Here is a 25,896-nt window from a genome sequence, read left to right as displayed (position 1 = left end):
CTTTTTTTCATTTTTGCTTATGACCGTTTCCCTGCTTGCCGGTTCCACTCCGGTTATTCTGATAGTCGATGACGACGAAGTCATCCGCATGCTCATGCGCCAGTTTCTCGAGGGCGAGGGCTATGCCGTGGTTGAGGCCGAGGATGGGCCCGCGGCCCTGGAAAAATTGGCGGAGCAGGCGTTTGACCTGGTGATCCTCGATATCGCCATGCCGGGCATCGACGGCCCGGATGTGTGCGAGCACATCCGCTCCGCCATGGCCGATCCGCCGCCGGTCCTGATGGTGACCGCCCTTGACGACGAAAAGAGCATCGAACGTTCCTACGGCGCCGGCGCCGTGGACTATATCCGCAAACCGCTGCGCTGGCCGGTTCTCAAAAACCGCATCCGCTACATCCTGGGGTCGCACCGGGCCAAGCAGGAACTGGAACTCTTGTCGCGCAATTACGAGATGATTCTCGATGCCGCCGCCAACGGCATCTGCGGGGTCGACGACCGGGGATTGATCAGCTATATCAATCCCGCCGCCCTGAAGATGCTGGGCTACGGGATCGAAGAGGTCCGGGAGCGCGACTACCGGACGGTGTTCAAGATTTCCCTGCCCGGCAGCGAGGAGTCTTCCGAGGATTGCTGTCCGTATTTCACCAAGACCGACATCAAGAGCACCACCTGCTTCGACGAAGCCAGGATGCTGCGCAAGGACGGCACCAGCTTCCCCGTGGATTTCCGGTCGACCCCGATCCGTCAGGGACACCGGCTAATCGGCGGGGTGCTGGTGTTCCAGGATGTCACCGAGCGGCAGGAGGCGGCGGAGTTGATCCGCTACATGGCCAATCACGACCCGCTCACCAATCTCCCCAACCGCAACTATTTCCGGCGGCGGCTGCCCCAGGCCATTTCCCTGGCCCGGCGCTACGGCCGCATCCTTTGCCTGCTGTTCATCGACCTCGACCGGTTCAAGCCGATCAACGATCAGTTCGGCCACGGGGTCGGCGACATCGTCCTGATGCAGGTGGCCGAACGGCTGCGCAGCGTCCTGCGGACCTCGGATTCGGTGTGCCGGTTGGGAGGCGACGAGTTCGTCATCCTCCTGGAAAGCACCGAGGCCCTCGACGGTGCCACCCTGGTGGCCCAGAAGGTGATCGAATCGCTCAACGAGCCGATCGAGGCGGGCGACCACGTCTGTTTCATCGGCGCCAGCATCGGTATCTCGGTCTTTCCCCTCGACTGCCAGGATGCCGAGACCATGCTCCGCCATGCCGACATCGCCATGTACGAGGCCAAGAAAAAAGGCCGCAACTGCTGGCAGCTCTACACCGAATAAGCTTACATTCCCTGAGCGATGGTGCGGATGATGTCCGACTTGCCGATTACCCCCACCAGCTGCCCTTCGTCCATCACCGGCAAGGTGTGAATGTTCTTCTCGGCCATCAAGGTGGCCAACTCGTCCAGTTCCGTCTCCGGGGCCACCGACACCAGTTTGCGGCTGCAGATGTCGCCAACCTTGGACCCCGCCATCTTTTTCAATTCCTGTTCCATCTTGCCCGGCCGCTCGAGGAAGACGAAGGCATCGAGCAGGGCAAAGGCGGTGGGCAGGTGCACCTTCTTGTTTTGAAAAATCAAATCGCTTTCGGTGACCACCCCGATGACCTTGCCGTTGTCGTCGACCACCGGCACGCCGCTGATGTTGCTGGTAAGCAGCAGTGCGGCCAATTCCCGCACCGTGGCGCTTTCCTTGACCGTGATCACCTCGCGGGTCATGATGTCTTTCGCTTTGAGCATGGATTCTCCTTATTCGGTTGATACAGTTATGGGCAGAGTGAACCGATGACCCGCGGCAGTTGCAGCGCCACTTCCGTGGCGGTGTAGCCGTAGGGTCGGTCGGCGGCCAGACGATCGGCGGCCAGGCCGTGCAGGTGGACTCCGAAACAGGCGGCCTGCCAGGGATCGTGGCCCTGGACCAGCAGGCCGCCGATAATGCCGGCCAGCACGTCGCCCATGCCGCCGGTGGCCATGCCGGGATTGCCGGAGGCGTTGATCGCCCAGGCGCCGCCGGTGGCGGCGACCACGGTCCCGGCACCCTTGAGCACGGTGATCATCGGCGGCCGCCGGTCCGCGCCGCTGGCATTGAGCCATTGGGCCGCCTTGAGCCGGTCCGCCTGCACCGTCTCGACCGAGGTGCCGAGCAGCCGGGCCATCTCGCCGGGGTGGGGGGTGAAGATCCTGGGACCGGGAGGATTGCGCAGCAGGTCCGGGTGGGCGGCCAGGATGGAAAGGGCGTCGGCGTCGACCACCATGGGACCGGCATAGGAGCCGTAGAGGCGCAGCACCAGTTCCCTGGTTTCCGGTTCGGTCCCGATGCCGGGCCCGAGCACGATGCCGTTTTTGCCGGTGCAGAGAACCTCGATCTGCGGGTAGTCGTCGATGGAGAGGAAACCGTTCGAGGTGGGTAGCGGCACCGACATGGCCTCGGCAACGGCGGTTTCGAAAATGGGGTTGAGATCGCCGGGCACCGCGAAGGTCACCAGGCCGGCGCCGCTGCGGAGCGCGCCCTGACCGCAGAGCAGGGCCGCGCCGGTCTTGCCGCTGGAGCCGGCGAGAACGAGGAGGTGGCCGTTGCTGCCCTTGTGCGCCGTGGCGGGCCGCAGACCTAGCCGGCCGGCCAGCATGGTCCGGTCGATCAGCGCTCCCTGCAACTGCATCCGGGCGACCAGCTTGGCCGGGATGCCGATGTCGATGCAGGCCAGCCGGCCGCAGCGGTCGCCGCCATGATGATAGTGTCCGGGTTTGGCCAGGCCATAGGTCACGGTCAGGTCGGCCTGGACCGCGCCGCCGAGGATGGCCCCGGTGTCGCTGTGCAGGCCCGAGGGGATGTCGACGCTGACCACCGGCAACCGATGGCTGTGGCGCAGGGTGTTGATACAGGTGATGGTTTCCAGAAAACCGCCGCCGATCTCGCGTTCGAGACCGGTGCCGAACAGGGCGTCTACCAGGGAATGGATCGGGTGCATCCGGTTGAGGGTGAGCACCGTGTCGGCCAGGGTGAAAAATTTTTCCTGGTTGTCGAGCACCTGGTACGGCAGCCGCAATCGCCGAAAAATCTCGAGGTTCAGGCCCGCGTCGCCGGCAAGCCGTTCCGGGTCGGCCGGAAAGAAGACAAAGGGAAAACCGCCCAGCCCGTGCACCGTGCGGGCGATCACCAGGCCGTCGCCGCCGTTGTTGCCGGGACCGGCGAAAACGCAGACCGTTTTGCCCGCCACCGGCCCCAACACCTGTTCCATCCGGTCGACCGTGCTCCGGCCGGCATTTTCCATCAGAACCATGCCGGGAATACCGATCTCTTCAATGGTCTGCCGATCGAGTTCGCGCATCTGCGCTGCCAAAGCAACTTGCATCGATGGTCATAGCCTCCTAAAAAAATATCGTTCCGCGCTTCGTGCAGTACGGCCGGCCGGCCGGGGCCCGGTGGGCCAGGCGGCATAACGCCTCAATGCGCCGACAATTGCCCATCGGCGCAATGCCCGGCAGGCCAACTCAGCGTTCCGGCTCCCTGTTTTCGTCGGCGCCGGTGCAGAGAGGGCAGGGGGCGAATCCCGCTTCCCGGGCGATCCCGACATTCCTGAATTGCAGCCGGCAGTGCGCATCGTAGTAATGGACGCAGTGCGGCAGGTGGTACAGGCCGGTGGTCCGGTCGGCGCGCACCGCAAGCCTGCCGGCATCGTGGTCCGCCGTGGAGGGCGCCTGCGGCTGCCACCGGGCCAGGATGTCGGCCGCCAGGCGGCCAAGCCGTTTCCAGACCGGCAGGAGCAGGCGATCGTGCAGATCCTGGATGGGATGGGCGATCCGTTCCGGCACCAGGGGCCGCTCCACATACACCCGCTGAAAAAGATACAGGGCCAGCAGAAAAAAGAGAACGTTCGGCAGCCACATGCCGGGCACCAGGGGCATGACCCCGGCTTCGCTGACGTTGCGACAGACGGTCAGGGTGATGTAGTAGCCCACAAAGACGAGCAAGCCCAGCGGTAGACCCACGGCGCGCCGGCCCGGAGCGGCTTGCAGTCCCAGCGGCAAGCCGATCAGGCTGAGGATAAAGCAGCCGACCGGCAGCACCAGACGATGGTGGTATTCGGACAAATAGCTCCGGGCGAGTCTGGAGTCCGGCGGCAGCTTTTCCGACGCGGTCAGCAGTTGTTCCTGGCTCATGGCGCCGCGGCTCTGGCTGGTGATGTCCTCCTTGCCGATCTGGGTCGGCGGCTGGAGGGAGATCTGCAGCTGGTAGCGGCCGAAACGGATCACCTGGTTGTCGGTCCCCTCGTTGTTGTGGATGGTACCGTTGTTGAGGATCACCGTCACCTGCATCCGATCCATGTCGGCCTCCAGGTGGCCGGACTGGGCCACGGTGATCAACGGCTGGGTCCGGCCCCGCATGTCGGAGACGTAAACGCCGTGCCAGCGCTGCTGGTCGTCGATTTCATCGACATAAAGCACGATGTCGCCCAGGGCCTCGGTGAACTCCTTGGCCTTGAGGCCCTTGTCGATTTTCTCCTTGGCCAGTTGGAACATCAGATGTTTGACGCCGAGCGCCCCGGCCGGGATCAGGCTGGCGGCGAAGAATCCGGTCAGGCAGGCGGTGGCGGCGGCGATGAGCACCACCGGCGGCAGCATCTGCTTGAGGCTGACGCCGCAGGCCTTGAACGCCAGGATTTCGCGGTCGTTGGTCAAACGGGTGAAGCCGACGATCACCCCGGCCATGCTGGCCATGGGGATGATGTAGAGCAGCATGTGCGGAAAGATGTAGGCGAACAGCCGGATGAAGTCGGCCAGGCCGATGCGCAGGGAAAGGACGATTTCCAGCAGCGGAATGAGGCGGACCAGGAAAAAGACGCAGTAGAGAATGAGGAAACTGGCGAAGAAGGGGGCCAGCAGCTCGTTGGCGATATAGCTGTAGAGCAGCAGCGGCGGGCGCCAGCGCCAGCCCTTGCCGTCGCCCGTGTCACCGGCGGTCGCGGTTCTGTTCAGCGTCGACTCAGAGCGCATTGAGGGCGGACTTGATGTTGACATCGATCCAGTGCTGGTCCCACCATTCCACCGGGGTGACGAAAATGCCGTGCACCAGCATGGAAAAATGGAGGTGGTCGCCGCCAGCCATGCCGGTGGCACCCGAGCGCCCGATCGGCTGGTCTTTTTCCGCCAGGGTGCCCACGGTGGCGCTGATGCTGCTCAGATGGGAGTACAGGCTCAAGATGCCCTGGCCATGGTCGATGATGACGGTGTTGCCGTAAATGCCGAGATAGCCCGCATACACCACCTTGCCCCGGTTGGAGGCGCGGACTTCGGCCTGGGCCAGGGAGGCGATATCCACCCCCAAATGGGTCTGGGTGTCGACCGCCCGGCCGTTGTACATGTAGGTGCGTTGATCGGCGTATCCGGCCCGGCCGGAGCCGAACATGCGCAGGAAACGGTCGGACCACAGCTGCTGCGCATCGGTTTCGGCGCTGAGCTGGACGATGGTTTCGGCGTTGCTCCGGCGGATCTGGTTGTTGACATAGAGATACTGCTCAAGCAGGGTTCCCTTCAGTTCCGGGTAATGCTGCGCGAACTCCGGCATTTTCTGCTGGAGGAACTGCTCGGAGAGATTGATGCTGTCCCGCTTGAAGGTTTCCTTTTTGAAAACGGTGGGCAGCGGCAGGAGGACCTCGTTGCCGGCTTCGTCGCTGCCCACCAGCCGCATCTTTTCCGGCTGGCCGGCATCCCAGGGCAGGGCGAAGTAGCAGACGTAGGCATCTTTCTTGCCGACCGGAAAGCCCGGGAAAAAGGCGTTGTCGATGGCGACCCCGTGTTTACCCGGCGGTTCGGAGATGGTGTAGAGAACCATGGCGCTGCCGCCGGAATGGATGGCGCGCGCGGCGTGCAGAATCTTGACCGCCGGCGGTCGGGTATCCATGGTCACCGGCAGCCGCCGCAGGGTTTCGTTCCCCTTGAACAAGCCGCTGAGCGAGAAATCCCGCACCGAGATGTCCAATTCCGCCTCGCCTTCCTTGATGCCGGCCTTCTGGGCGTCGATCACCACCTTTTCGTCGAGCGAGGTCGGTCCGGCCGTTTTGAACCAGGCCTGGCGGGGGAAGGATTTCTCCAGCAACACCACCGAGGTCTTGCCCTGGGTCAGGGTGATGGTAAGCGAGCGGATGCCGCTTTTCTGGTCGGTGGCCCGCAGGGGCAGCTCGACCTTGCCGCCCAGGTATTTGATCTCCCTGTTCAGCGTCAAGGTCGGCTTCTCGAATTCGAACAACAGCACGCCCGCTCCCGCCGCCGCCAGGACGACGGCCGTTGCCAGGGCGAGCGCCAGGGTCTTGAGGAAACCGCCCCTCCGCGAGGAACGGCGCAGCCGGATGTAGTGTGCCATGGTCAGTCTGTACGTTGATGATCGTAAAATCGAAAAGCGCGGCAAGGCGCATCAATCCGCGGGACGGGCATGCCGGGGTCCTATTCGTTCCAGATGACGTCGTACCGCTTGATGTGCATGTCGGGCACCGGAATGATGGTGAATCGTTTCGCGGTCCGCAGTTCCAGTTGCTCGATGGTGTACGATTCCTCGTCGAGCAGCATCTCGGCGATGTGGGGATGCACCTTGATGGTGACGTGCGATCCGCCGATCTTGCGGGCGTCGCGGCTGATCTTGCGGAATATCTCGTGGCAGATGGTCCGGCGCGACTTGATGAAGCCGTCGCCGCCGCAGTAGTGGCAGGGCTCGCACATGGTCTGAATGAGGCTTTCCGACTGCCGTTTGCGGGTCATCTGCACCAGGCCGAATTCCGAGAGCTTGAGGATGTTGACCTTGCTCTTGTCGGCGCGCATCGCCTCTTGGAAGGCGGCGAACAGTTCCTCGCGGTGCTGCTCGTTGTCCATGTCGATGAAATCGATGATGATGATGCCGCCCAGGTTGCGCAGACGCAGCTGGCGGGCAATCTCGTGGACCGCCTCCATGTTGGTCTTGAAGATGGTCTCGTTCAAATCCGAGGCATTGACGTAGCGGCCGGTATTGACATCGATCACGGTCAGGGCCTCGGTGGTCTCGATGATGATGTAGCCGCCGGAGCGCAGCCACACCTTCTTGTCCAGGGCGTTGTTGATGTCCGCCTCCACCCCGTAGCGCTCGAACAGCGGCAGGTCGGAGTCGTAGTAGGTGATCTTGTCCTGCAGCTGGGGGGCGAAGGTCTTGGCGTAGGACAGCAGCTGCTCGTAGACTTCGAAATTGTCGATCACCAGCTCGTTGATGTCCTCGGTGAAGAAATCGCGCACCGAACGGAGGATGATGTCGAGATCCTTGTAGATGAGGCAGGGGGCCGGCGACCGCTGCACGTTGGTGAGGATTTCGTCCCAGAGCAGAAGGAGGAATTCCATGTCCGCTTCCAGGGCCTCGTTGTCGATGTGCTCGGCCACGGTGCGCATGATGAAGCCGGTGCCCGGAGGCCGCAGCACCTCGATCCGGTCGCGCAGCAGCTGGCGGGTGGTTTCGTCCTCGATCTTGCGGGAGATGCCGATATGGTCGGTCAGCGGCATGAACACCAGGTTGCGGCAGGGCAGGGTGATGTTGCAGGTCAGGCGGGCTCCTTTGGAGCCGATCGGCTCCTTGGCGATCTGCACCAGGACTTCCTGGCCTTCCCGGAGGATTTCGTTGATCGCCGGGGCAGGGGACAGGAAGGTCGGCGGGGTGGACCGCAGTTTGTGGCCCCTGGCCAGCCGCTGGTAATTCTCGGAGAAAATGTAGAAGGCCTCGTCGACGTAGAGGAAGCCGGTGCGTTCCAGGCCGATGTCGACAAAGGCGGCGTCAATGCCCGGCAGCACCCGGACCACCCGACCCAGGTAGATGTTACCGATCAGGCCCTGTTCGGAGATGCGATCGAGGTGGAATTCGCGCAGCTTGCCGTTTTCCACCAGGGCGATCCGGTTCTCGTAGAAGGTTGCATTGATGAGAATGTCTGTGTACATAGGAGAGCTTGATCGAATTCCAGGGGCGCAACCAAAAACGCCGGAAACGCAAGGGCCGAGGCGTGGCAGAGAGCATGAATCAAGGGTGTCACTATACTATACCGTGGGCAAACCGCCATAATAAATTGGCCACGGCAACCGCGCCCATCCGGCCGGGAAGGCCTGGTGCGGCCGGGGTTTCGGCACGGGCCAGGTGATTTCGGCCATCATTCCCACCCATAACCGGGAGCCCTTCCTGGAGCGGTCCATCGGCTCGGTGCTGGCCCAGCGGCTGGCCTGCGGCGAGCTGATCGTGGTCGACGACGGCTCCACCGATAATACCGCCGCCCTGGTCGAACGGATGGCCGCGCGCGCCGCCGTGCCGGTCCGGCTGGTGTGCCAGCGCAATTCGGGCGCGGCCGCGGCCCGCAACGCCGGCATCCGCCTGGCGCGGGGACGCTTGCTCGCCTTTCTCGATTCCGACGATTGGTGGCTGCCGGACAAGCTGGCCGTGCAGGCGGCGGCCATGGCGGCCCGGCCGGAATCGCTCGTCGCCCACACCCGGGAAATCTGGTTTCGCCGGGGGCAGCGGGTCAACCAGAAGAAGAAGCACGATCCGCCCGACGGCGACATCTTTGCCGCCAGCCTGGGGATGTGCGTGGTGGGCATGTCCACGGTCATGGCCCGGCGCGAGCTGTTCGACCGGTACGGGCTGTTCGACGAGTCGCTGCCTTGCTGCGAGGACTACGATCTCTGGCTGCGGATCGGTTGCCGCGAGCCTTTCCTGCTGGTTCCCGACCGACTGACCGGCAAGGACGGCGGCCGGCCCGACCAGCTCTCCGCCATCCATCGCCAGGGCATGGATGTCTTTCGCATCCGCGCCCTGGCCGCCTTGCTCGACTCGGGCGTGCTGCGGCCGGACCAGCGCCGCGCGGCCGCAGCCGAACTGGCGCGCAAGTGCCGAATCTACGGCCAGGGATGCGACAAGCACGGCCGCCCGGAAGAGGGCGAGCGATATTTCAACCTGGCCGCTCGCTATCGGCCCACAGGAGATCAGTCCGCATGAACCAGGCGTCCTACGGCGACCCGGCCCGTTTCGTCACCCGGCTCCACGTGGCCGAGGATTGCCTCGATCTGCCCTACACCAGGGAAATCGTCGACCGGGCCAAGCTGCCGGTGACCGTGGTCGGCGCCCGGGAGGTGCCGGCCATCGACGGCGACTATCCGGCCAATCTCACCGCCGGCAAGCACCATCTCCTGCTCTGCCGCAACCGCGGCATCTTTTTCAAGCCCTGTCCGGGCACCCGCGAGTACCGCTGCTGCGACTACCAGGTGCTCAATATCGGCATGAACTGCCCCATGGATTGCGTCTACTGCATCCTCCAGGCCTATCTCAACAACCCCTGGCTCAGCTTTTTCGTCAATGTCGAGGAGCTGTTCGCCGAGCTTGACCGGGCACTCGCAGCGGAGCCGCAGCGCTTCTTCCGCATCGGTACCGGCGAGTTCACCGACAGCCTGGCCCTGGACAGCCTCACCCGACTGAGTCCCCGCCTGGTCGCCTACATGGCCGGCCAAACCAACGCGGTGCTGGAGCTGAAAACCAAGAGCGCCAACATCGGCAACCTGGAAGGGCTCGACCACCGGGGCCGGACCGTGGTCGCCTGGTCGCTCAACAGCCCGCCGATCATGGCCCGGGAGGAGATCCGTACCGCCACCCTGGACGAGCGGCTGCAGGCCGCCGCCCGGTGCGCCGACTGGGGATACAGCCTTGCCTTCCACTTCGACCCGGTCATCCTCCATCCCGGCTGGCAGGAGGGCTACCGCGCCACCGTCGACCGGCTGTTCGCCACGGTCCCGGCCGAGGCCATCGCCTGGATCAGCCTGGGGGCCCTGCGCTACCTGCCGCCGCTCAAGCAGATCGCGGCCGAGCGCTTCCCGGCCTCGCGTTTTTTCTATCAGGAGTTCATCGACGGCCTCGACGGCAAGCGCCGCTATGTCCGCCCGCAGCGGGTGGAGATGTACCGGATGCTGGTCGATGCCCTGGGGCGGAAGGTCCATCCCCGGACCTGCCTCTATTTCTGCATGGAAAACGATACGATCTGGCGGGATGTGTTCGGTTTCGTCCCCGGCGACCATGGCGGTTTGCCGGCAATGCTCGACCGGGCGGCCCGCTGGCGATGAGTTCGGCCGCCTCTTGGTTTTTCGGACCGCATTGGGTATGGTAGCGCTCATGGAATGCGGGATGGACGACGAACTGCCGGCCGGTTGCCGCCAGATGCAGCGGTTTTTGCGGGACAACGGCCTCGACTGCCGGATACGGGTGGAGGCCGCCAGCACCAAGACCGCTCAGGAGGTGGCGGATGTCGCCGGCTGAGAGCTGGCGGTTTAGAGCAGCGAGCTTCGAACCAGGTAAACGGCCAGGGCCAAGCCGAGGAACGCGACCGCCAGGTTGATGCAGGGGCCCAGGCCGATGAAGTAGCCATCGGGAATCTCCTCGGGCCGGAGGCGGCGTAGCACCGAGCGGAATTGCATTGCCGGCCCTATCGAAGCGAGGGCGCCGAGCAGGATGAAGGAAAGGCCGATCCAGAAGGAGAGGCCCCGTTGCAGGGGTTCGTTGTGCTGGCTGACGAGGGTCGTGACGAACAGGCCGAACCGCTCCACCACGAAACCGAAGCCCATCAGGGCCAGCGAGGTGCGGGTCCAGGACATCAGGGTGCGTTCCGCGGCGAAAAAGACCCGTGGATCGTTGAGTGAGGACATACTGTTTCTCCAGGACGGAAATGTCGGGGCCGGGCGGATTTGCCGTGCGCCGAAGGCAGTCCGGCCGGCGCAGGAACGCGGGGCCGTAACCGGACCAGGAGCGGTTTTTGCCCGGACCGGATGCAATCCATACAACAAGCAGGAGGTGAAATCCATGGGTTTGTTGCCGATTGTCGAGAAAGGAAAGCCGGTGGCCTGCCATGCGGATTGGCCGCTTTTCTACATGAACGATTTTTCACGGCTGGGCCTGGTGGTCAGCCGGCTGGCGGATGCCCTCTCGGTTCTGCGCTCGGACGGCTACACCGTGCACGCCGACGAGCGCGGCACCGTGCTGGAGGTCGATGGCAAGGATCAGGTCGCGGCCATCGTGTCGGCCTTGCGCGCCAGGGCGATCGACTGCGATACGGCCGACCTGGTCAGTTGCGTCTACCAGGGGTGATAGCGCCTTTTCCTGCCCGGCGGGCAGGCACCGGATGACCGGACGGGAGCGGTGCTCCGCCCTCCTCGACGCTTTTCCATTCTACGGAGATTTGTGATTCGCCATGCATGATACAGCCAATGGGCAGCCGGAGAACCGGCCGCATACGCCCTCCTGGGTGCCGTTTTCCGCTTCCTGCGCCTTTCTGTTCCGCCACCCCCGCCTGCTGGGGGTAAGTTTGCTGCTGGTGCTCCTGACCGGCACCTTCACCTGGCTGGGCTATCTTTTCACCGTGGATCTGATCAACCACTTCACCGGTTCGTTTTTCACCACCCCGCCCACGGTGGAGAAATTCTGGCACTGGCCGCTGTTGTGGGGCTGGACCGCCCTGAAATGGGGCTTTTTGCTCCTCACCCGGGTTGCCGCCTTTTACCTGGCCTTTATTCTGGCCTACAGTCTGACCACGCCCGGCTACGCCTTTCTCAGCACCTGGGCCGGCAACCGCTATTGCGCCCAGGCGGCCGGGGAGGGCGAGGCGGTGTTCAGCCTGGCCGGCGCCCTGGTCGACCTGCGCGAGGGCGTCAAGATCGGTGCCATGGGCCTTGTGGTCACGGCTGCCGCCCTGTTCGCCAACTTCGTGCCGGTGATCGGCCAGGCCACGGTGTTTGTGCTCTATTCCTACTATTCGGCCCTGATGTTCGTCGACTATCCCGCCTCCCGCTATCGCTGGACCCTGGGGCAAAAACTCGGCTGGCTGCGGCTGCACAGCGGCCAGGCCTTCCGCCTGGGGATTTTTCCGGCCCTGATCAGCATGGTGCCTTTGCTGAATATTTTCCTGATGGCCCTGTTCTTCCCCCTGTTCACCATCCACACCACCCTCAATTTCCTGACCATCGAAGGCCGCAAGGAGATCGTCCCCTCTCCCTGAAAACGGGTTGGGCTCCGGTGTGCTGGGTGAGACGAGCTCGGCTGCCGTCGAGGCGGCCGCTTTCCCGGCGCGTCCAACGCTACGCCTTGTCCCGCTTCTACGCACGCTCTGGAGCGGCGCCGCATTTTTGTCGGTGTCGTTTGCCCTGCGTAGGGGCGGCCGTCCCCCGGGTAACGGCTTTGCCTGGTGAGGGTAGGCGGCAGCCGGAGGATGGATATCGCCTTGCGCGGCTATTTTTTCTTGACATATATTTTAGACATGTCTAATAAAATGTCGATTCCCTAATACCTGTTGCGAGCGCTGCCGCGTTGCCATCGGCTCTCTCACCTATCAACCATTGAACAAGAGGTTTGAACATGAGCACGCGAGAGGAACTGGAAGAACGGGTCGACGACTGCCAGGTGAGCGAGGAGTACATCCAGTTGGCCACGGATATTGTCAACGATGTCGATGACCGGCAATGGGCGGCGGAGGTGTTGGAGAGCGGCGCCGAGTGGGCGGCGACCGCCGAAGAGTTGCTGGGCTTTGCCGACTGTGCCCTGCGGGTGCTGGACAGTGGCGATTTGGGCGCTCGATTCATGGCCAGAGCCAGGGAAATGTGCCGTACCCCGGCGGAATTGAGCAGGCTGGCGGAAACCGCGGCCGCCGCCGGCGACCTGCAGACCGCCCGAGAGATCTATTGGGCCGCGGCGGAGAAGTGCGCCTCTGCGGTGGAAATCTTCTCTCTGGCCCGCAGTATCGGCAAACAGCCGGAGAACGGCGCACTGGCCGCCGAAATCGCTGCCATGGCCACCGACAGATGCGTAAAGTGCAGCGATTTCACCGAATTGGCGAAAGCGGTCCTGCGTTCCGGCGGGGAGCCGGAGCAGGCGAGGAGCCTGCTTGAGTCGGCGCGCCAGGTCTGCGCCAGTGTGGCCGATTTTCAGACCCTGGCCGGTGCCGTTCTGGAGGTGCTCGACGATCGGCCCCAAGCTTTGAACTTGATCGGTGAGGCGGCCGGGCAATTGGAAAAGAGCTCGGATCTTGCCGCGTTGGCCGATTTCAGCGCCGGGGCGTTGCAGGATTCGGCCACGGCCGTCCGCCTGTACCGGGCCGCGGCCGAACGGTCGTCTTCCGGCGACGAATTGATCAAGCTGGCGGAAACGGTGATGGCCCACATCAGCGACCAGGAATTGAGCCTGGAGATCTACCGCCAGGCCGCCCGGAAGCTGGACGGTCACGCCGGCCTGATGAAGCTGGCGCAATCGGCCCTGGCCGTGACCGGCGACCAGGCCCTGGCCGATCTCTGGTTCCAGCAGGCGGGCGATGCCGCCGTCAACGCCGAGCAGTTGATCGCGGCAGCCACGGCCCTGGCCGAAAAGGTAAGCAACCGCGACGCAGCCTGCGTCCTTTTGCGCAAGGCCGAGGGCGTGGCCGCGACCATGGCTGCCTTTGCCGTCGTGGCCCAGGCCATCCTGGCCATGACCGACGATCCCGTCTGGCGCGCGGCCATCAAGCGTCAACTGGCACTGCGGGAACAGTACAAGGACGAGTACGCCGCGTTCATGAAACGGGAGCAGGAGTGCCAAAGTTGCGCCTGTCTGCGCCACCTGGCCGGCGATGTCCATCGGTTGAGCTGCGACGTGGAGTACTGCCGCCGCCTCTATGGCAAAGCCCGGCAGCGCGCCGTCTTTTTCGAGGAATTGCTGGCGGTGGCCGCAGGGGTTGCCCGGCATGTCGGCGACAACGATTGGATCGCCGATATCCATCGGCAGCTGCTCTCGCGCAAGGACGATCTGGCCGGTGTCAACGCGGTGGTGGCGCAGATGGTCATGTTGCTCCCCGATGGCCGCGATCGCGCCCATGCCCTTTACCAGAGCAAAAAAAACGAATGCGTGGAATCGGGTTGCTTTATCCGCCTGGCCGACAGTGTCCTTGAGCTGCTTGGCGACAAGGAATGGTGCCGGGAACTGTACCGGGCCGCCGAACAGGCCGCCACCACCCGGGCCGAATTGACGGTTTTGGCCCGTTACATCGAGGAACGCCTTCAGGACCGCATCTGGGTGGAATCCCTCTATGCAAGGGCAGGAACCCTGTGCCGCAACGGCCTCGAATTCGTTGGCCTGGTGAAAGCTGTCGCCACCAGCCGCCTGTGTTCGCCCGATTTGATGCGCCTTTTGCACGAACATGCCGAGAAGTCGCTCAGTCAGCCCGATGACTTGCTTTTGCTGGCAGAATCCATTGCCCGGCATTGCCAGGACAGCCCGTGGAGCAGCCGCATCTACCGCGAGGCGGTGCTCGGCGAGGGGGGCCATGACAAACGCTTTGCCGCCGCCGCATCGATCATGCGCAGCCTGGGCGATCGCGAACTGGCCGACACCATCCGCTCCCTGTAACCGGGTAAGCCCGCCACCGGCCAGCCTTGCGGATACTGCGCGGGGCTGGTGCGTTTTCCATTGTCCTTAGCCCATTATCGATACCTTCCATGAATGCTTCAGCCATCACCCAGGCCCTGGAATTGCTCATCGCCATCCGGCAACCGGTTTTTCTCTGGGGGCCGCCCGGTATCGGCAAAAGCCAGGTCGTGCGGCAAAGTGCCGAACGCCTTGGCCTGCAACTGATCGATTTGCGGGCGGTGCTGCTCGATCCGGTCGATCTGCGCGGCCTGCCGCGCATCACCGCCGAAGGGACCGCCCAGTGGTGCGCCCCCGCCTTTCTGCCCCAGGAGGGCAGAGGCATTCTTTTTCTCGACGAGCTCAACGCCGCCCCGCCGCTGGTGCAGGCCGCCTGCTACCAGTTGGTGCTCGACCGCCGCCTGGGCGAATACGAATTGCCCGGGGAGTGGACGGTAATCGGCGCCGGCAACCGCGAGAGCGACCGGGCCGTGGCCCATCGCATGCCTTCGGCCCTGGCCAACCGTTTCGTCCATATCGACTTCGACGTCGAACTGGAGCAATGGCTGCGCTGGGCCGAGACGAGCGGCATCAGCGAGGAGGTGATCGCTTTTTTGCGTTTTCGGCCCTCGTTGCTGCACGATTTCGATCCCGAGCGTAGCGGCCGCGCCTTTCCCTCGCCCCGCTCCTGGGAGTTTGCCTCGCGCCTGCTTAAGCGGCAACCGCATCCGCCCCTGGTTCGGGATCTGCTCACCGGCACCGTCGGCCCGGCGGCCGCCGCCGAATTGAGCGCCTTCCTCGACATCCGCCGCAGCCTGCCCACAGTGGAGGAGATCCTCGCCAACCCGCACGACCTGGAGATCCCCTCCGACCCGGCGGTCCTCTTCGCTCTGTGCGAGATGGCCGGTCGAGCCGCCGAAGCGGAGCGTGTCCGCCCCCTGCTCGATTTCGCCAGCCGCCTGCCCGACGAATTCAGCGTGCTGCTGGTGCGGGAGGCGGTGCGCGTCTGCCGCCAGATCGCCGAGAGCGACGATTTTGCCCGATGGGCCGAGCGCCATGCCGAAGTCTTGGTCTGAAGGAGAGGATAAGGCGTCGCCGATTCCAGAACCGGCGGCCAGCCAACAGGAGGGTGCCGGCCGTAAAATCGCCCGCGCCCGGGTGGCGCTGCTCCTCAAGCATCCATTTTTCGCCACCCTTTCCCTGCGCATGCCGCTCAAGGTCGATCCCTCCTGTCGAACCGCCTGGACCAACGGGCGGGTGATGGGCTTTAATCCCGACTATGTCAACGCGCTCTCCCCGGAACAGACCGAAGGATTGATCGCCCATTTGGTGATGCACCCGGCCTGCGGCCACCACCTGCGCCGCCAGGGTCGCGACCAGCAGGACTGGAACCGGGCTTGCGACTACGTGATCAACGGTCTCCTGCTCGATGCCGGCTTGCGCTTGCCCGAGGGCTATCTCTTTCTGGAGCAATACCGCGACGCCAGCGCCGAGGCGGTTTATCGGCAACTGCGCGGGGAGGAAAACGAGGAAGAAGAACCGGTTGGCGAGGAGGAGGCCGAACTCGACGAGGAAGAGCCTGGCAAGGGCGAGCCGGACCAGGGCGCGGGTGATGGCCAGGGAGACGGCCAGGCCGATGCGGACGAGGCCGGCTCCTTTGATCCGGGATTCGCCGGCGAGGTGCGTGACGACCCCGGCGAACACGGCCCCGGCAATCCACTGCAGCAAATCGACTGGGAGCGGGCCATGGTCCAGGCCGCGCTCAACGCCCGCGACGCCGGTCTGCTGCCGGCCGGGCTGGAACGGCTGGTCACCGGCGCCGCCGCTCCCCGGTTGAGCTGGCGGGACTTGTTGCAACGCTTCATCCTCCGCAATGCCCGTTCCGATTACTCATGGGTGCGGCCCAATCGGCGCCACTTGCACCATCAGCTGTATCTGCCTTCGCTGGCCAACCACCAGTTGGGTGAGATCGTGCTGGCCGTGGACACCTCGGGCAGCATCGACGAGGAACAATTGCAGCGGTTTGCCGCCGAGGCGGGCACCGTGCTGGAACAGTGCCCGGCCACGGTACATCTTTTGTATTGCGACCTGGCGATTGTCCGTCGCGAACTGTTCCAACCCCACGAGCCGTCGATCCTGCTCAAGCCCAAGGGCGGCGGCGGCACCGATTACCGGCCGGTGTTCACCCTGATCGAGCGGGAGGGGATTCAACCCGATTGCCTGATCTATCTCACCGATCTCGAATGCGATCTCTTTCCAGCCCGCTGGCCGGCGTATCCGGTGCTTTGGCTCAAGGCGGGCGATGGCGGCATGACCCCGCCTTTTGGCGAGGTCGTGCCGCTTCCCGCCTTCGAACCGCTTTCCCCACTTCCCTGAACGCATTGTGGAGCACAGCCATGCGCATCGTTTGGCAAATCGAAAAACAACGGGGCAATTATCGGCCCAGTCTCAATTTTACCCTGGAATTGGAAGAGTATGAACAACGGTTGGCCGTGGAGGCGGTCAACGTGCGCAGCCTCATTCCTCGCATAGAAGCCCCGCATCAGATGTACTGTCTGCCCGGGCGTTTCGAACGGGCCGCCGGCTGGTGTCCGCTCGATTACCACTGGCTGGCCGCCCCCTTTTTCCGCGACGGCAGCCGCCACGGTTTTATCCGCCTGCCGTTTCGCGAATCCGGCAGCTACCCCGAGGTGGAACAATCCTTTACCCTGCTGCGTGAAACCCACGAAGAGGTGGTGCGTCAGGCCTACAGCTGGGAACCGATCAGCGAAAGCCATCGCATGGATATCTCCCCGGATGGCCGTCGGGCCATCGCCGCCAAACTTACCGCGGAACGGTTGCTGGCGTTTTGAGCGGCGTTATGCCGGCGCGGAGACTCCGGGGCTTGTCGATCCTTGGAAGGACAAAAAGGACGTACGGATTTTTCCGGGCGTCCTTTCGCATTTTCAGGCCCTTGACCAAGTATACTCTCGGAACGTCGGGAAGGGCAATCAGCTGTCGAGGACCGAGCGGACGCAGCGGGCCAGATCGGACAGGACCACCGGCTTGTTCAGGAAGCCCTCGATCCCCATGGAATGGGCGCTGCCGTCGTCCAGTTGTTCGCTGAAGCCGGTGCAGACGATCACCTTGATATCGGGGCGGATTTTTTTGATTTCCCGGTAGAGTTGCAGTCCGGTCATCTGGGGCATGGTCAGGTCGGCGATGAGGAGATCGATCCGGTCGGAAAGGCTGCGGAAGGCCTCCAGGGCGTCGTAGCTGCTGATCCGGACCGTCACCTTGTAGCCCAGCCGTTCCAGCATGCCGGTGGTGACGTCGGCAATCGATTTTTCGTCGTCCACCAAAAGGATATGCTCGGTGCCCCGCGGCAGCGGTTGTTGCGGGTCGTAGGCGGCGGACTGTCGGGCGGCGGCCAGTTCCACCACCGGAAAATAGAGGATGAAGGTGGTGCCCCGGCCGATCTCGCTCTCCACCCGGATTTCGCCGCCGTATCCCCGCAGGATGCCGAGCACCACGGCCAGGCCCAGGCCGGTGCCCTTGCCGCGCGGCTTGGTGCTGAAATAGGGCTCGAAGATCTTGCCCATGGTGGCTTTGTCCATGCCGTGGCCGGTGTCTCCGATGCGCAGTTGCAAATAGATTCCAGGGCCGATGGACAGCTCCGCGGCTTCCTCCCTGCCGAGGGTGACAGTTTTCAAGTGGAAGCACAGGCGGCCGCCCTGGTCTTCCATGGCATGGAAGGCATTGGTGACCAGGTTCATGATCACCTGGTGCAGCTGGGTGGCGTCGGCCATCACCAGCGGGCATTGGTCGGCTAGGTCGTATTCGATCTCGATGGTCGCGGGCAGGGTGGGGCGGACCAGGCCGATGACCTCCTGGATGATATCGGTCAGCGAAACCGGGCTGATTTCCTGGTCGACCTGGCGGCTGAAGGTGAGGATCTGCTTGACCAGGTCGCGCGCCCGCTTGGCGGCGTCGACAATGCCCCGGCAATGCTCGCGCAGCTGCGGGTTGTCGGTGTTTTCGATGAGCATCAGCTCGGCCCGGCCCATGATCGGCGCCAGGATGTTGTTGAAATCGTGGGCGATGCCACCGGCCAGGCTGCCGATGGCCTCGAGCTTTTGCGTCTGCTGCAGCTTCTTCTCGAAGGCCTTGTTTTCGTTGCGCAGCCGGACCTGCTCGGTGATGTCGATGATGGTGACGAACACCTTGCGCCAGCTCTGCTCGAATCCGGCGGCCACCACCGCCCGTCGTTCGACGGTCAGGGGGTCACCGTTCAAGGTCCTGTTGGCCAACACGATTTCGCTCCTGCCATCCCGGATGAGCCCCAGCAGTTCCTTTTTGAATTGCAGCAACTGGTCCGTGGGCAGCACCGAGGTCAGCTGTCCCAGGGAGCCCGGAGCGGCGGCACCGTACAGGCTGAGCGCCGTCCGGTTGGCGTCGATGATGCGGACCATGGCGGCGCAGCGGGCCAGGCTTTCGGGGTTGTCGGCAAAGTAGCGCAGAAGATCGGTTTCGCCCTGGGCCTGCAACTGGTCGAGGAAGGTCTTGACCGTGCTTAAGTCTTCTTCGAGAAGGGCCACGGGCGAGTGCTCAAAGAGCAGGCGATAGCGGGCCTCTGTTTCCTCAAGTGCTTTCGAGGTATTCGATATGATGGATTTTTTTCGGAGATTAAGGACGATGAGGGTCGAGATCAGGAGCGTGGCCACCGCCAGACCGGAGATGGTATAGAGATCGGGAAGGTCGAGGTTGAGCCGGGGAGCCACATTGCACGGCGCGGTGGCGGCATGAAGCGGCTGGGCAAGCAGGATCGACATCATCGCGCCGGACCGGGCCGGCAGTGAAAGCCTGAGCCGCACCAAACGGGCCGTCAGCCGCTTCCGGGAAAGCATGCGATGCGCAAAGAGCGCAAGGGCTCGCAACATGGTGGTCGCGCCTCGGGTCAGGATCGTGGGGGAGCTGGGGGGATCGCATGAGACAGCATGCCGTATCTTATGAAAAAAATTGGCGTGCTGTCAAAAAGAAATCGTGCCTGGCCGGGCGGAAGGGCATATTCGCCGTCAAATCGGTGCGGCCAACTGTTGCCTGTTCCGGCCACCTGGATTCGCATTTTCCCGCCAATGCGGAATCGAGCCAAAGGGCGGCCGCCGGGTGGCAAGAAGGGGCCGGCGGCCGTTCGAAGGGGCGAATGTGGCGATTGTCCGGGGTAACCTCATTATAATATTGACAATTACATACAGGTTCGATAGCCTGCTGCGAACGTGTTTCGGGCGGTATCAAGGGGAGGAGCATCATGGCAATCTATATATATGAGGCCAAGGATCTGTTCCACTGGCTGTCCACCGGGACGGACATGGTGGTGCTTGATGTAAGAAACGCCAAAGATTTCGCCCGGTTCCAGGTCGAAAGCCCCCGGCCGTTCACCCTGGTCAACATCTCCTACTTCGATTTCATGGAAGACGAGGAGGAGGCCGTGGCCCGCATTCCCCGGGACCGCGCGGTGCGCATCGTCTGCGCCAAGGAGAATTCGGCCCGCTACGTTGCCGAGATTCTCGACCGGCACGGATTCGATCGGGTCGGCTATCTGCAAGACGGCATTTCCTCCTGGGGCAACCTGCTGGTGCCGAGGCTGGTCGGCCGGGGAGCCGACTACGAACTGTTCCAGTTCATCCGGCCGGGCAAGGCCTCGTGCAGCTACGGCCTGATCAGCGGCAAGGAAATGATGCTGTTCGATCCCTCGCGCAACCTCGATTTCTACCTGGAGTTCGCGGCGCAGCAGGGATGCATGGTCACCAAGACCTTCGAGACCCACCTCCAGGCCGACTACATTGCCGGCAGCCGGGACATCGCCCGCCAAACCGGGGCCACCTTTTACGCCAACGACGGCGATTTCAAGACTTCAAACAATTCCTACACCTCCCTGCGGGACGGCGAGACCCTGCGATTCGGCCTCGGCGGCCCCGAGGTGCGCGCGGTGTTCACGCCCGGCCACACGCCCGGTTCCACCTCGTATCTCATCGACGAACGATTTCTCTTGTCCGGCGACACCGTTTTTATCGACTCGGTGGGGCGGCCCGATTTGGGCGGCAAGGCGGAAGAATGGGCCGTGATGCTCTACGAGACGATCCAGTCGATCAAGCGCCTCGACCCGAATCTCCAGGTGCTGCCCGGCCATTACATCGATTGGCGGGAAGCGAACGAGGACTTGGTCTTTAGCCGCAGCCTGGGCGGGATTCTGGAGCGCAACCGCGCCATCTACGAAATCGACAACCCGGCCGCGTTTGTCGCCTTCATTCAGGAGAACATGCGGCCGCAACCCGAGGAATACGCCATTATCCGCCTGGTCAACGCCAATCTTCGCGAAGAGGAGCAGGCACGGCAGGAGGAACTGGATCTCGGAAAAAACGAATGTGCCGCCTCGGCCTACGCCAAGGCGCAGCAACCCCGGAGCGCCTGAGCAATCCGGGCCGGTGGCAAAGGGGTCGACCCGCCTGCCGGGCCGGCGAAAGATTTGTCTCCTTTTTCATCAGAGGATTATGGCTTACACACCTGTTCGATCGATCATTGGCAAAGGATTGCTGTTCTGTTCGTTGTTGACCATCGCCGCTCTGGGCGGTCCGCCACCGGCCGCCAGCGTCGAGCCGCCGAGCACGCCCAAGGCGGACCAGCTGATGTCCCAAACCAAGCCCAAGATCCAGCAGGAGCTGCGGAGTAAGGGATTTGCCCTGGGCGAGCCGATATTTGTCCGTATTTTCAAGCTCCCCGGCATCCTGGAAGTGTGGATGGACAAGGGCCGGGGGTTTGAGTTGTTCAAGAGCTACCGGGTGTGCAACTATTCGGGTTTTCTCGGGCCCAAGATCAACGAGGGCGACTGGCAGTCTCCCGAAGGGTTCTACAGCGTCAGTGCCGAACAGATGAATCCCAAATCGTCTTACCACCTCGCCTTTGACGTCGGCTATCCCAACGAGTTCGACATGTCCAAAAACCGGACCGGCAGCCTGATCATGGTGCATGGCGATTGCCAGTCGGTGGGCTGCTTCGCCATGACCGACGGCCGCATCGAAGAGATTTACTTGCTGGCGCACGAGGCGCTCAAAAACGGGCAGGAACGCTTTGCCGTGCATATTTTCCCCTTTCCCCTGACCCCACTGAATTTGAAGAAATTCGCCGCCTCTCCCTGGATCAAGTTCTGGCAGGCCCTGGAGCCGGGATACACCGCCTTCGAGCAATCGAAACAGGTTCCCGAGGTGTCGGTCCACAACGGTGAGTACGTGGTGGAGACGCATAGCCATAAGCTGGCCATGCAGCATACCTTTGAGCAAGGACGATGACCATGACTACTCCGGGACGCCGCCGATCGCAGCGCATTGTTTTCAGCAGTACCGCCGTGTTGCGCTACGGCGATGACGAATCGTTGGAAGTACAGGTCGATACCCGCAATATCAGCCTCCACGGCCTTTTCCTCGTCACCGAGGTCCGGTTACCCCTGGAGACACCCTGTACCGTCGAGATCAGCCTGATTGGCACCACCAGCCGGATGGAAGTCCTTGTCCAGGGTGTGGTCCGACGCCACGAGTCTGACGGCCTGGCAGTGGCCTTTACCCAGCTCGATCCGGACAGTTTCCTGCACATCCTCAATCTGGTTAAACTTCACGAAGCGGAATAGGGCGCTGGGGCGCCCCTGTTTCCGTTTCCTCCCCCCTTCCTTCCAGCTCCGCCGGAGCGATTTCCCGCTTACCTTCTGCCTCGGCATTTCCCCGGCGGGACGAAACGGTTGGCAGAGCTATCCGGGGTCCGGGAATCGCACGCCCCGACACGGGCGGGTTCGGGACTGTTGACTGTTTCCACTCCCGTTTCATTCACTATATTGAGCGGATACGCCAGCCGCCCAATATTCTATTCCGTTATTCTTCTTAATTCAGTGTCGACAAGCACCATGCTGCAGTCGTTGCCATTGGTGCCCATGGCGGTCATGCAAGCGAATGAATATTCAACAGGCAACCACTTGACATCGACATAAAACTCTGTTTTGCTTGATTCGCTTCGATGCTGTACTGCATTTTCATGATTGAAGCAGACTGGTTGGCAGATTGTTGCATAATGGAGTGCTTGGTTCCTGTTTGACCTGATTGTTTTCGGCATAGCTGAATTTTTTCAGGGCGATTGTGTAGTTTATTCATGGTTGCGACCGTAAGGCGTTCATTTTTCCAAATTCCAGGAATAAACATGAAGAAAATGCTCCTTTTCCTCCTTGTGGGAACCCTGGTAGGGATTGGCCTGGCCCTGGGCAGTGCCGAAATGATCGAGCGGACCTCCGGGGTCGAATTCTGCTCGTCCTGCCACTCCATGCGGCCCATGGCCCGCGCCTACCGGGAGGATATCCATGGCGGACACAACAGATTCGGCGTCAAGGCCCGCTGCGTGGACTGCCACCTGCCGCACGACAATGTTGTGAGCTACGTGGTTGCCAAGGCCTACAGCGGCACCAAGGACGTATTGGGCGAATTGTTCTGGGTCAAGACCTTTGACTGGACCGGGAATCTCCAGCACCGGGAACGATTCACCTATTCCTCGGGCTGCCGCCAATGCCACGACCTAGACGCCATCCGCTACCAAATCCCCAAGGCCTTTCTTGCCCATCGGGACTACAAGATGGGCATCGTCGCATCCTGCGTGCACTGCCATCGGCATGTCGGTCATAAGGATATCACGGGATATCTCTCTCAACAGCAGCCATAGGAGGAGGAAAATGCGTTTACTACTCGCGGTGATCGTAGCTGTCGGCATGGTCGCTCCGGCGTTCGCCCTGGACAGCGGCATCAAGACCCTCAAGGTCGAACGTGGCCTCACCCCGGATGCGCAGAAATGCGTCGAATGCCACGCGGACAAGCAACCGGGCATTGTCGCCGACTGGGCGGCGAGCCGGCACGGGCATGTCGGCGTCTCCTGTATTGACTGTCACAGCGTGGACAAAAGCTCGCCCATGGCGGCCCAGAATTGTCCCGGCGTCAAGGGCACGGAACTGTATGTGACGGTGATGGTCACCCCGGCGACCTGCGGCCGGTGCCACGCCAACGAGGTGGGGCAGTTCGGCCGGAGCGGGCACCATCGGGGCAGTCTGCAATACAATGTCAAGGAAGGGCTGAATTTCAAGGGCATGTCCGATTTGATCGAAAAGCACGAAGCCCAGGGCATCGAGAAATACAAACGAGCCCCGGAAATGGCCGGGTGCATGCAGTGCCACGGCTCCAAGATTACGCTCGGCGCCGACAAGCGGCCGACCAAGGAAGGATGGCCCGCCGCCGGAATCGGCACCATCTGGCCCGACGGGACGGTGGGCAACTGCGTGGCCTGCCACACCAGGCACCGTTTCAACATCGCCGAGGCCCGCAAGCCGGCGGCCTGCGCCTCCTGCCACCTCGGTCCGGACCATCCCGATATCGAAATCTACGAAAACAGCAAGCACGGGCATATTTACAACGCCGAAGGGGCCAGTTGGAATTTCAACAGCGCGCCGGACGCCTGGGAACCGGGCGACTACCGCGCCCCGACCTGCGCGGTCTGCCACATGAGCGGCATCGGCGGGCTGACCACGACCCACAATATCTCGGAACGGTTGAAATGGAATCTCTGGCTGCCGGAATCCAAGATCCGCAACTCGCCCGATCCCCTCAACCCGCTTACCGGCGACGGGGCGGAAGGGCGCAAGAAGATGATGGCGGTCTGCGCCAACTGCCACAGCTCGCTGCACACCGAAAACTTTTTCCAGCAGGCCGACCTCAATGTCGAGCTGTACAACGAGGGCTACTTCCAGCCGGCCGAGGCCATGCGCAAGGAACTCGCCGACAAGAAACTGCTGAAAGCCAATCCCTGGGACGACGAATTCCAGAGAACCTACTACTATCTCTGGCACCACGAAGGCCGCCGCATGCGGCAGGGTGCGGTCATGAACGGACCGGACTACGCCCACTGGCATGGAGTCTTCGAGCTGCAGCAGGATATCTACAAACTCAAGAGTATCTATAACAAGCGGCTGAAAACGGGGACCATCGAGGAATGATTCGATTCCGAATCGAATGATGCGATGTGAATAGCGAAACCCGGCGCAAGCGGCTTCTCCTTTCGCCCGAAGGGAGAAGCCACTTGCCGCGATGAGGTTTCGGCGGGCCGGTTGTCCCGCCGGCGCCTGCGGCGTTCGTCGAAACGGCCGGAAGATGCCCTGCGTTGTTGCAGTGAAAAGGGAAGAGATCGACAAAGGGAGCGGTGAAAACCGCTCCCTTTTTTGTGGCGTCGAAACCGCGTCGGCACAATCTCGCCGATAAAACCGTGCCCGCAAGGGGCGTCGTTGGCTGTCAGGTGTGCCTGGCTCTCCGAACCGGCGGGTGGACCTTTACGGACAGAAGATTTCCGTGGCCTTGTCCTCGTCGCTTTTGGCCGCCATGTCGGCAATCCGGGCCGCTAACTGCTCGCCATTGAAGGGAAAGGCCTGCTGCGGACAGTTGCGAACGCATTGCAGGCACAGCACGCAGGCGGCACGGTCGATTGCGGGAAAAGGATGCAGGGTGATGGCCGCCACTGGACATCCCTCGGCGCAGTCACCACATTGCAGGCATCGCTCCTCGTCGGCCGCCAAAGGAGGCATGGCCGCCTTGGCCGCAGCCAAACTCTTGGTTGCGGCATCGGCGCGCAGGGCCGGCGAGAGGTAGTCCAACCGGTCGAGGGCGAGAACAGGCGCCGGCGGCCGGTTAAGGGCGGCGACGACATGGTCGACCAGGTCTTGGATTTGCGCCAGGTCGTCCTGGTTCGGATGTCCTGCCGCCAGTGGTCGCGCCGCGCTCCAGGTGGAGGAATGTACCGCCAGCACCTTGGCCGCCCCAAGGGGGGTATAGCCTTTTTCCTGGAGGTGCCGCGCCATTTTCAACAGGGCCAGGCCGCTGGTCACTCCGCCCCAGGTGACAAAGGGCACGGCATCGCAGCGGGAAGCAGGCGCGGGCAATCGGTCGATGAAGGCATGAACCAACGGGACCGCATGGTCGCAGTAGACCGGCGAGCCGATCCACAGGCAACAGGCGTTTTGCCGTATGTATGGCACTTGTTCCTGCGGTAATTGCTCGTTTCGGCCAAGATCGATCAGCACGGCATCGCAGTTGTTGCGGATGAGACGATCCTGGATGATCTGGGCGATCCGGCGGGTGGTTCCCGCTGGAGAAAAAAAGGCAACGATGTGCTTGTGCATGGCAGTCGACTCGCTTTTGCTGGGGTGAATCGGAGGGATCTCAGGCCGAGGGTGTTTTCTGTTTATTTGTAGTGAAAATAAAATGTTTGCTCTGTTTTTTCCAGCCAAAATGCGTACCGTTGCTTCATGGTAACCGGGTGCTCGGCGCCCAAGTCAAGGTGCCGGCCATCTCCCAGCTTTTTCGTGGGTACCGAATAACGTTTTGTCCGACTGTGTAGAG

General features: G+C 62.7%; 24 protein-coding genes. 15 read left to right on the top strand and 9 right to left on the bottom strand.

The genetic code is table 11. From position 1 onward, the window contains the following. Positions 1-19 precede the first annotated feature (19 nt). Positions 20-1,324: a diguanylate cyclase domain-containing protein gene (locus tag RMR13_RS00440; RefSeq protein ID WP_310598669.1), complete on the top strand. Its 1,305-nt coding sequence runs from the start codon at positions 20-22 to the stop codon at positions 1,322-1,324. 2 nt (positions 1,325-1,326) lie between these two features. On the opposite strand, the gene RMR13_RS00435 is transcribed toward RMR13_RS00440, so the two are convergent. The 5 genes from RMR13_RS00435 to RMR13_RS00415 form a co-directional block, all read right to left on the bottom strand. Next, positions 1,327-1,782, bottom strand: coding sequence for a CBS domain-containing protein (locus RMR13_RS00435; RefSeq protein WP_310598668.1), 456 nt, complete (start codon positions 1,780-1,782; stop codon positions 1,327-1,329). Positions 1,783-1,808: 26 nt separating this feature from the next. Next, the gene (locus RMR13_RS00430) at positions 1,809-3,371 is read right to left on the bottom strand and encodes an NAD(P)H-hydrate dehydratase (protein ID WP_310598667.1); all 1,563 of its coding nucleotides are present in this window, start codon (positions 3,369-3,371) and stop codon (positions 1,809-1,811) included. A gap of 163 nt (positions 3,372-3,534) precedes the next feature. Beyond that, positions 3,535-5,037, bottom strand: coding sequence for an LPS export ABC transporter permease LptF (lptF, locus tag RMR13_RS00425; protein ID WP_310598666.1), 1,503 nt, complete (start codon positions 5,035-5,037; stop codon positions 3,535-3,537). Then, positions 5,027-6,403 (bottom strand): M23 family metallopeptidase, encoded by a 1,377-nt coding sequence (locus RMR13_RS00420; RefSeq protein WP_310598665.1) that lies wholly within the window; start codon positions 6,401-6,403, stop codon positions 5,027-5,029. Before RMR13_RS00420 ends, lptF begins: the two co-directional genes overlap by 11 nt. Positions 6,404-6,483: 80 nt before the next feature. Next, positions 6,484-7,989, bottom strand: a complete 1,506-nt coding sequence (locus RMR13_RS00415) for an Rne/Rng family ribonuclease (RefSeq protein WP_310598664.1) — start codon at positions 7,987-7,989, stop codon at positions 6,484-6,486. A 193-nt stretch (positions 7,990-8,182) separates the two neighbouring features. Here RMR13_RS00415 and RMR13_RS00410 point away from each other — a divergent pair, with 193 nt between their 5' ends. From RMR13_RS00410 to RMR13_RS00400, 3 genes are all read left to right on the top strand, one after another. Continuing rightward, on the top strand, positions 8,183-9,034 hold the full coding sequence (locus tag RMR13_RS00410) for a glycosyltransferase family A protein (protein WP_310598663.1): 852 nt from the start codon (positions 8,183-8,185) through the stop codon (positions 9,032-9,034). Beyond that, positions 9,031-10,149, top strand: coding sequence for a radical SAM protein (locus RMR13_RS00405; RefSeq protein ID WP_310598662.1), 1,119 nt, complete (start codon positions 9,031-9,033; stop codon positions 10,147-10,149). Before RMR13_RS00410 ends, RMR13_RS00405 begins: the two co-directional genes overlap by 4 nt. Before the next feature lie 61 nt (positions 10,150-10,210). Then, complete coding sequence (locus RMR13_RS00400) at positions 10,211-10,342, top strand: hypothetical protein (protein WP_310598661.1); 132 nt, start codon at positions 10,211-10,213, stop codon at positions 10,340-10,342. Positions 10,343-10,353: 11 nt separating this feature from the next. On the opposite strand, the gene RMR13_RS00395 is transcribed toward RMR13_RS00400, so the two are convergent. Next, positions 10,354-10,728, bottom strand: coding sequence for a DUF202 domain-containing protein (locus RMR13_RS00395; RefSeq protein WP_310598660.1), 375 nt, complete (start codon positions 10,726-10,728; stop codon positions 10,354-10,356). Between the two features lie 154 nt (positions 10,729-10,882). Here RMR13_RS00395 and RMR13_RS00390 point away from each other — a divergent pair, with 154 nt between their 5' ends. The 6 genes from RMR13_RS00390 to RMR13_RS00365 all read left to right on the top strand — a co-directional run bounded on the left by RMR13_RS00390 (position 10,883) and on the right by RMR13_RS00365 (position 17,298). Further along, a complete protein-coding gene (locus RMR13_RS00390) occupies positions 10,883-11,167 on the top strand; it encodes a hypothetical protein (protein ID WP_310598659.1) in 285 nt (94 codons plus the stop codon). A gap of 103 nt (positions 11,168-11,270) precedes the next feature. Further along, positions 11,271-12,074 carry an EI24 domain-containing protein gene (locus tag RMR13_RS00385; RefSeq protein WP_310598658.1) on the top strand — a complete coding sequence of 268 codons (804 nt, stop codon included), beginning with the start codon at positions 11,271-11,273 and terminating at the stop codon, positions 12,072-12,074. A 356-nt stretch (positions 12,075-12,430) separates the two neighbouring features. Next, a complete protein-coding gene (locus RMR13_RS00380) occupies positions 12,431-14,449 on the top strand; it encodes a hypothetical protein (protein ID WP_310598657.1) in 2,019 nt (672 codons plus the stop codon). 89 nt (positions 14,450-14,538) lie between these two features. Continuing rightward, positions 14,539-15,522 carry a MoxR family ATPase gene (locus RMR13_RS00375; protein ID WP_310598656.1) on the top strand — a complete coding sequence of 328 codons (984 nt, stop codon included), beginning with the start codon at positions 14,539-14,541 and terminating at the stop codon, positions 15,520-15,522. Beyond that, a complete protein-coding gene (locus RMR13_RS00370; RefSeq protein WP_310598655.1) occupies positions 15,503-16,822 on the top strand; it encodes a DUF2201 family putative metallopeptidase in 1,320 nt (439 codons plus the stop codon). The genes RMR13_RS00375 and RMR13_RS00370 overlap by 20 nt, the downstream gene beginning before the upstream one ends. Before the next feature lie 20 nt (positions 16,823-16,842). After that, complete coding sequence (locus RMR13_RS00365; RefSeq protein ID WP_310598654.1) at positions 16,843-17,298, top strand: hypothetical protein; 456 nt, start codon at positions 16,843-16,845, stop codon at positions 17,296-17,298. Between the two features lie 138 nt (positions 17,299-17,436). Here RMR13_RS00365 and RMR13_RS00360 read toward each other — a convergent pair whose 3' ends face one another. After that, on the bottom strand, positions 17,437-19,365 hold the full coding sequence (locus tag RMR13_RS00360) for an ATP-binding protein (protein ID WP_310598653.1): 1,929 nt from the start codon (positions 19,363-19,365) through the stop codon (positions 17,437-17,439). Between the two features lie 368 nt (positions 19,366-19,733). Between RMR13_RS00360 and RMR13_RS00355 the strand changes: the two genes are divergently transcribed. From RMR13_RS00355 to RMR13_RS00345, 3 genes are all read left to right on the top strand, one after another. After that, complete coding sequence (locus RMR13_RS00355; protein WP_310598652.1) at positions 19,734-20,897, top strand: MBL fold metallo-hydrolase; 1,164 nt, start codon at positions 19,734-19,736, stop codon at positions 20,895-20,897. 79 nt (positions 20,898-20,976) lie between these two features. Then, entirely contained in the window at positions 20,977-21,771 is a 795-nt protein-coding gene (locus RMR13_RS00350) for a murein L,D-transpeptidase family protein (protein WP_310598651.1), read from the top strand. 2 nt (positions 21,772-21,773) lie between these two features. Further along, positions 21,774-22,106, top strand: coding sequence for a PilZ domain-containing protein (locus RMR13_RS00345; RefSeq protein ID WP_310598650.1), 333 nt, complete (start codon positions 21,774-21,776; stop codon positions 22,104-22,106). 304 nt (positions 22,107-22,410) lie between these two features. On the opposite strand, the gene RMR13_RS00340 is transcribed toward RMR13_RS00345, so the two are convergent. After that, positions 22,411-22,668 carry a hypothetical protein gene (locus RMR13_RS00340; protein ID WP_310598649.1) on the bottom strand — a complete coding sequence of 86 codons (258 nt, stop codon included), beginning with the start codon at positions 22,666-22,668 and terminating at the stop codon, positions 22,411-22,413. Between RMR13_RS00340 and RMR13_RS00335 the strand changes: the two genes are divergently transcribed. Together RMR13_RS00335 and RMR13_RS00330 are read left to right on the top strand one after the other, a co-directional pair. After that, a complete protein-coding gene (locus RMR13_RS00335; protein ID WP_310598648.1) occupies positions 22,667-23,179 on the top strand; it encodes a NapC/NirT family cytochrome c in 513 nt (170 codons plus the stop codon). The two genes, RMR13_RS00340 and RMR13_RS00335, sit on opposite strands and share 2 nt — an antisense overlap. Before the next feature lie 10 nt (positions 23,180-23,189). Then, complete coding sequence (locus RMR13_RS00330) at positions 23,190-24,500, top strand: multiheme c-type cytochrome (RefSeq protein ID WP_310598647.1); 1,311 nt, start codon at positions 23,190-23,192, stop codon at positions 24,498-24,500. 330 nt (positions 24,501-24,830) lie between these two features. On the opposite strand, the gene RMR13_RS00325 is transcribed toward RMR13_RS00330, so the two are convergent. Next, entirely contained in the window at positions 24,831-25,676 is an 846-nt protein-coding gene (locus tag RMR13_RS00325) for a 4Fe-4S dicluster domain-containing protein (protein ID WP_310598646.1), read from the bottom strand. Positions 25,677-25,896: the final 220 nt, after the last annotated feature.

The sequence above is a fragment of the Desulfobulbus sp. genome, assembly GCF_031547805.1.
In the GTDB taxonomy this organism is placed as follows: Bacteria; Desulfobacterota; Desulfobulbia; order Desulfobulbales; family Desulfobulbaceae; genus Desulfobulbus.
Note: the sequence above shows the minus strand (reverse complement) of the source record. Positions and strands in the feature narration are given on the sequence as shown.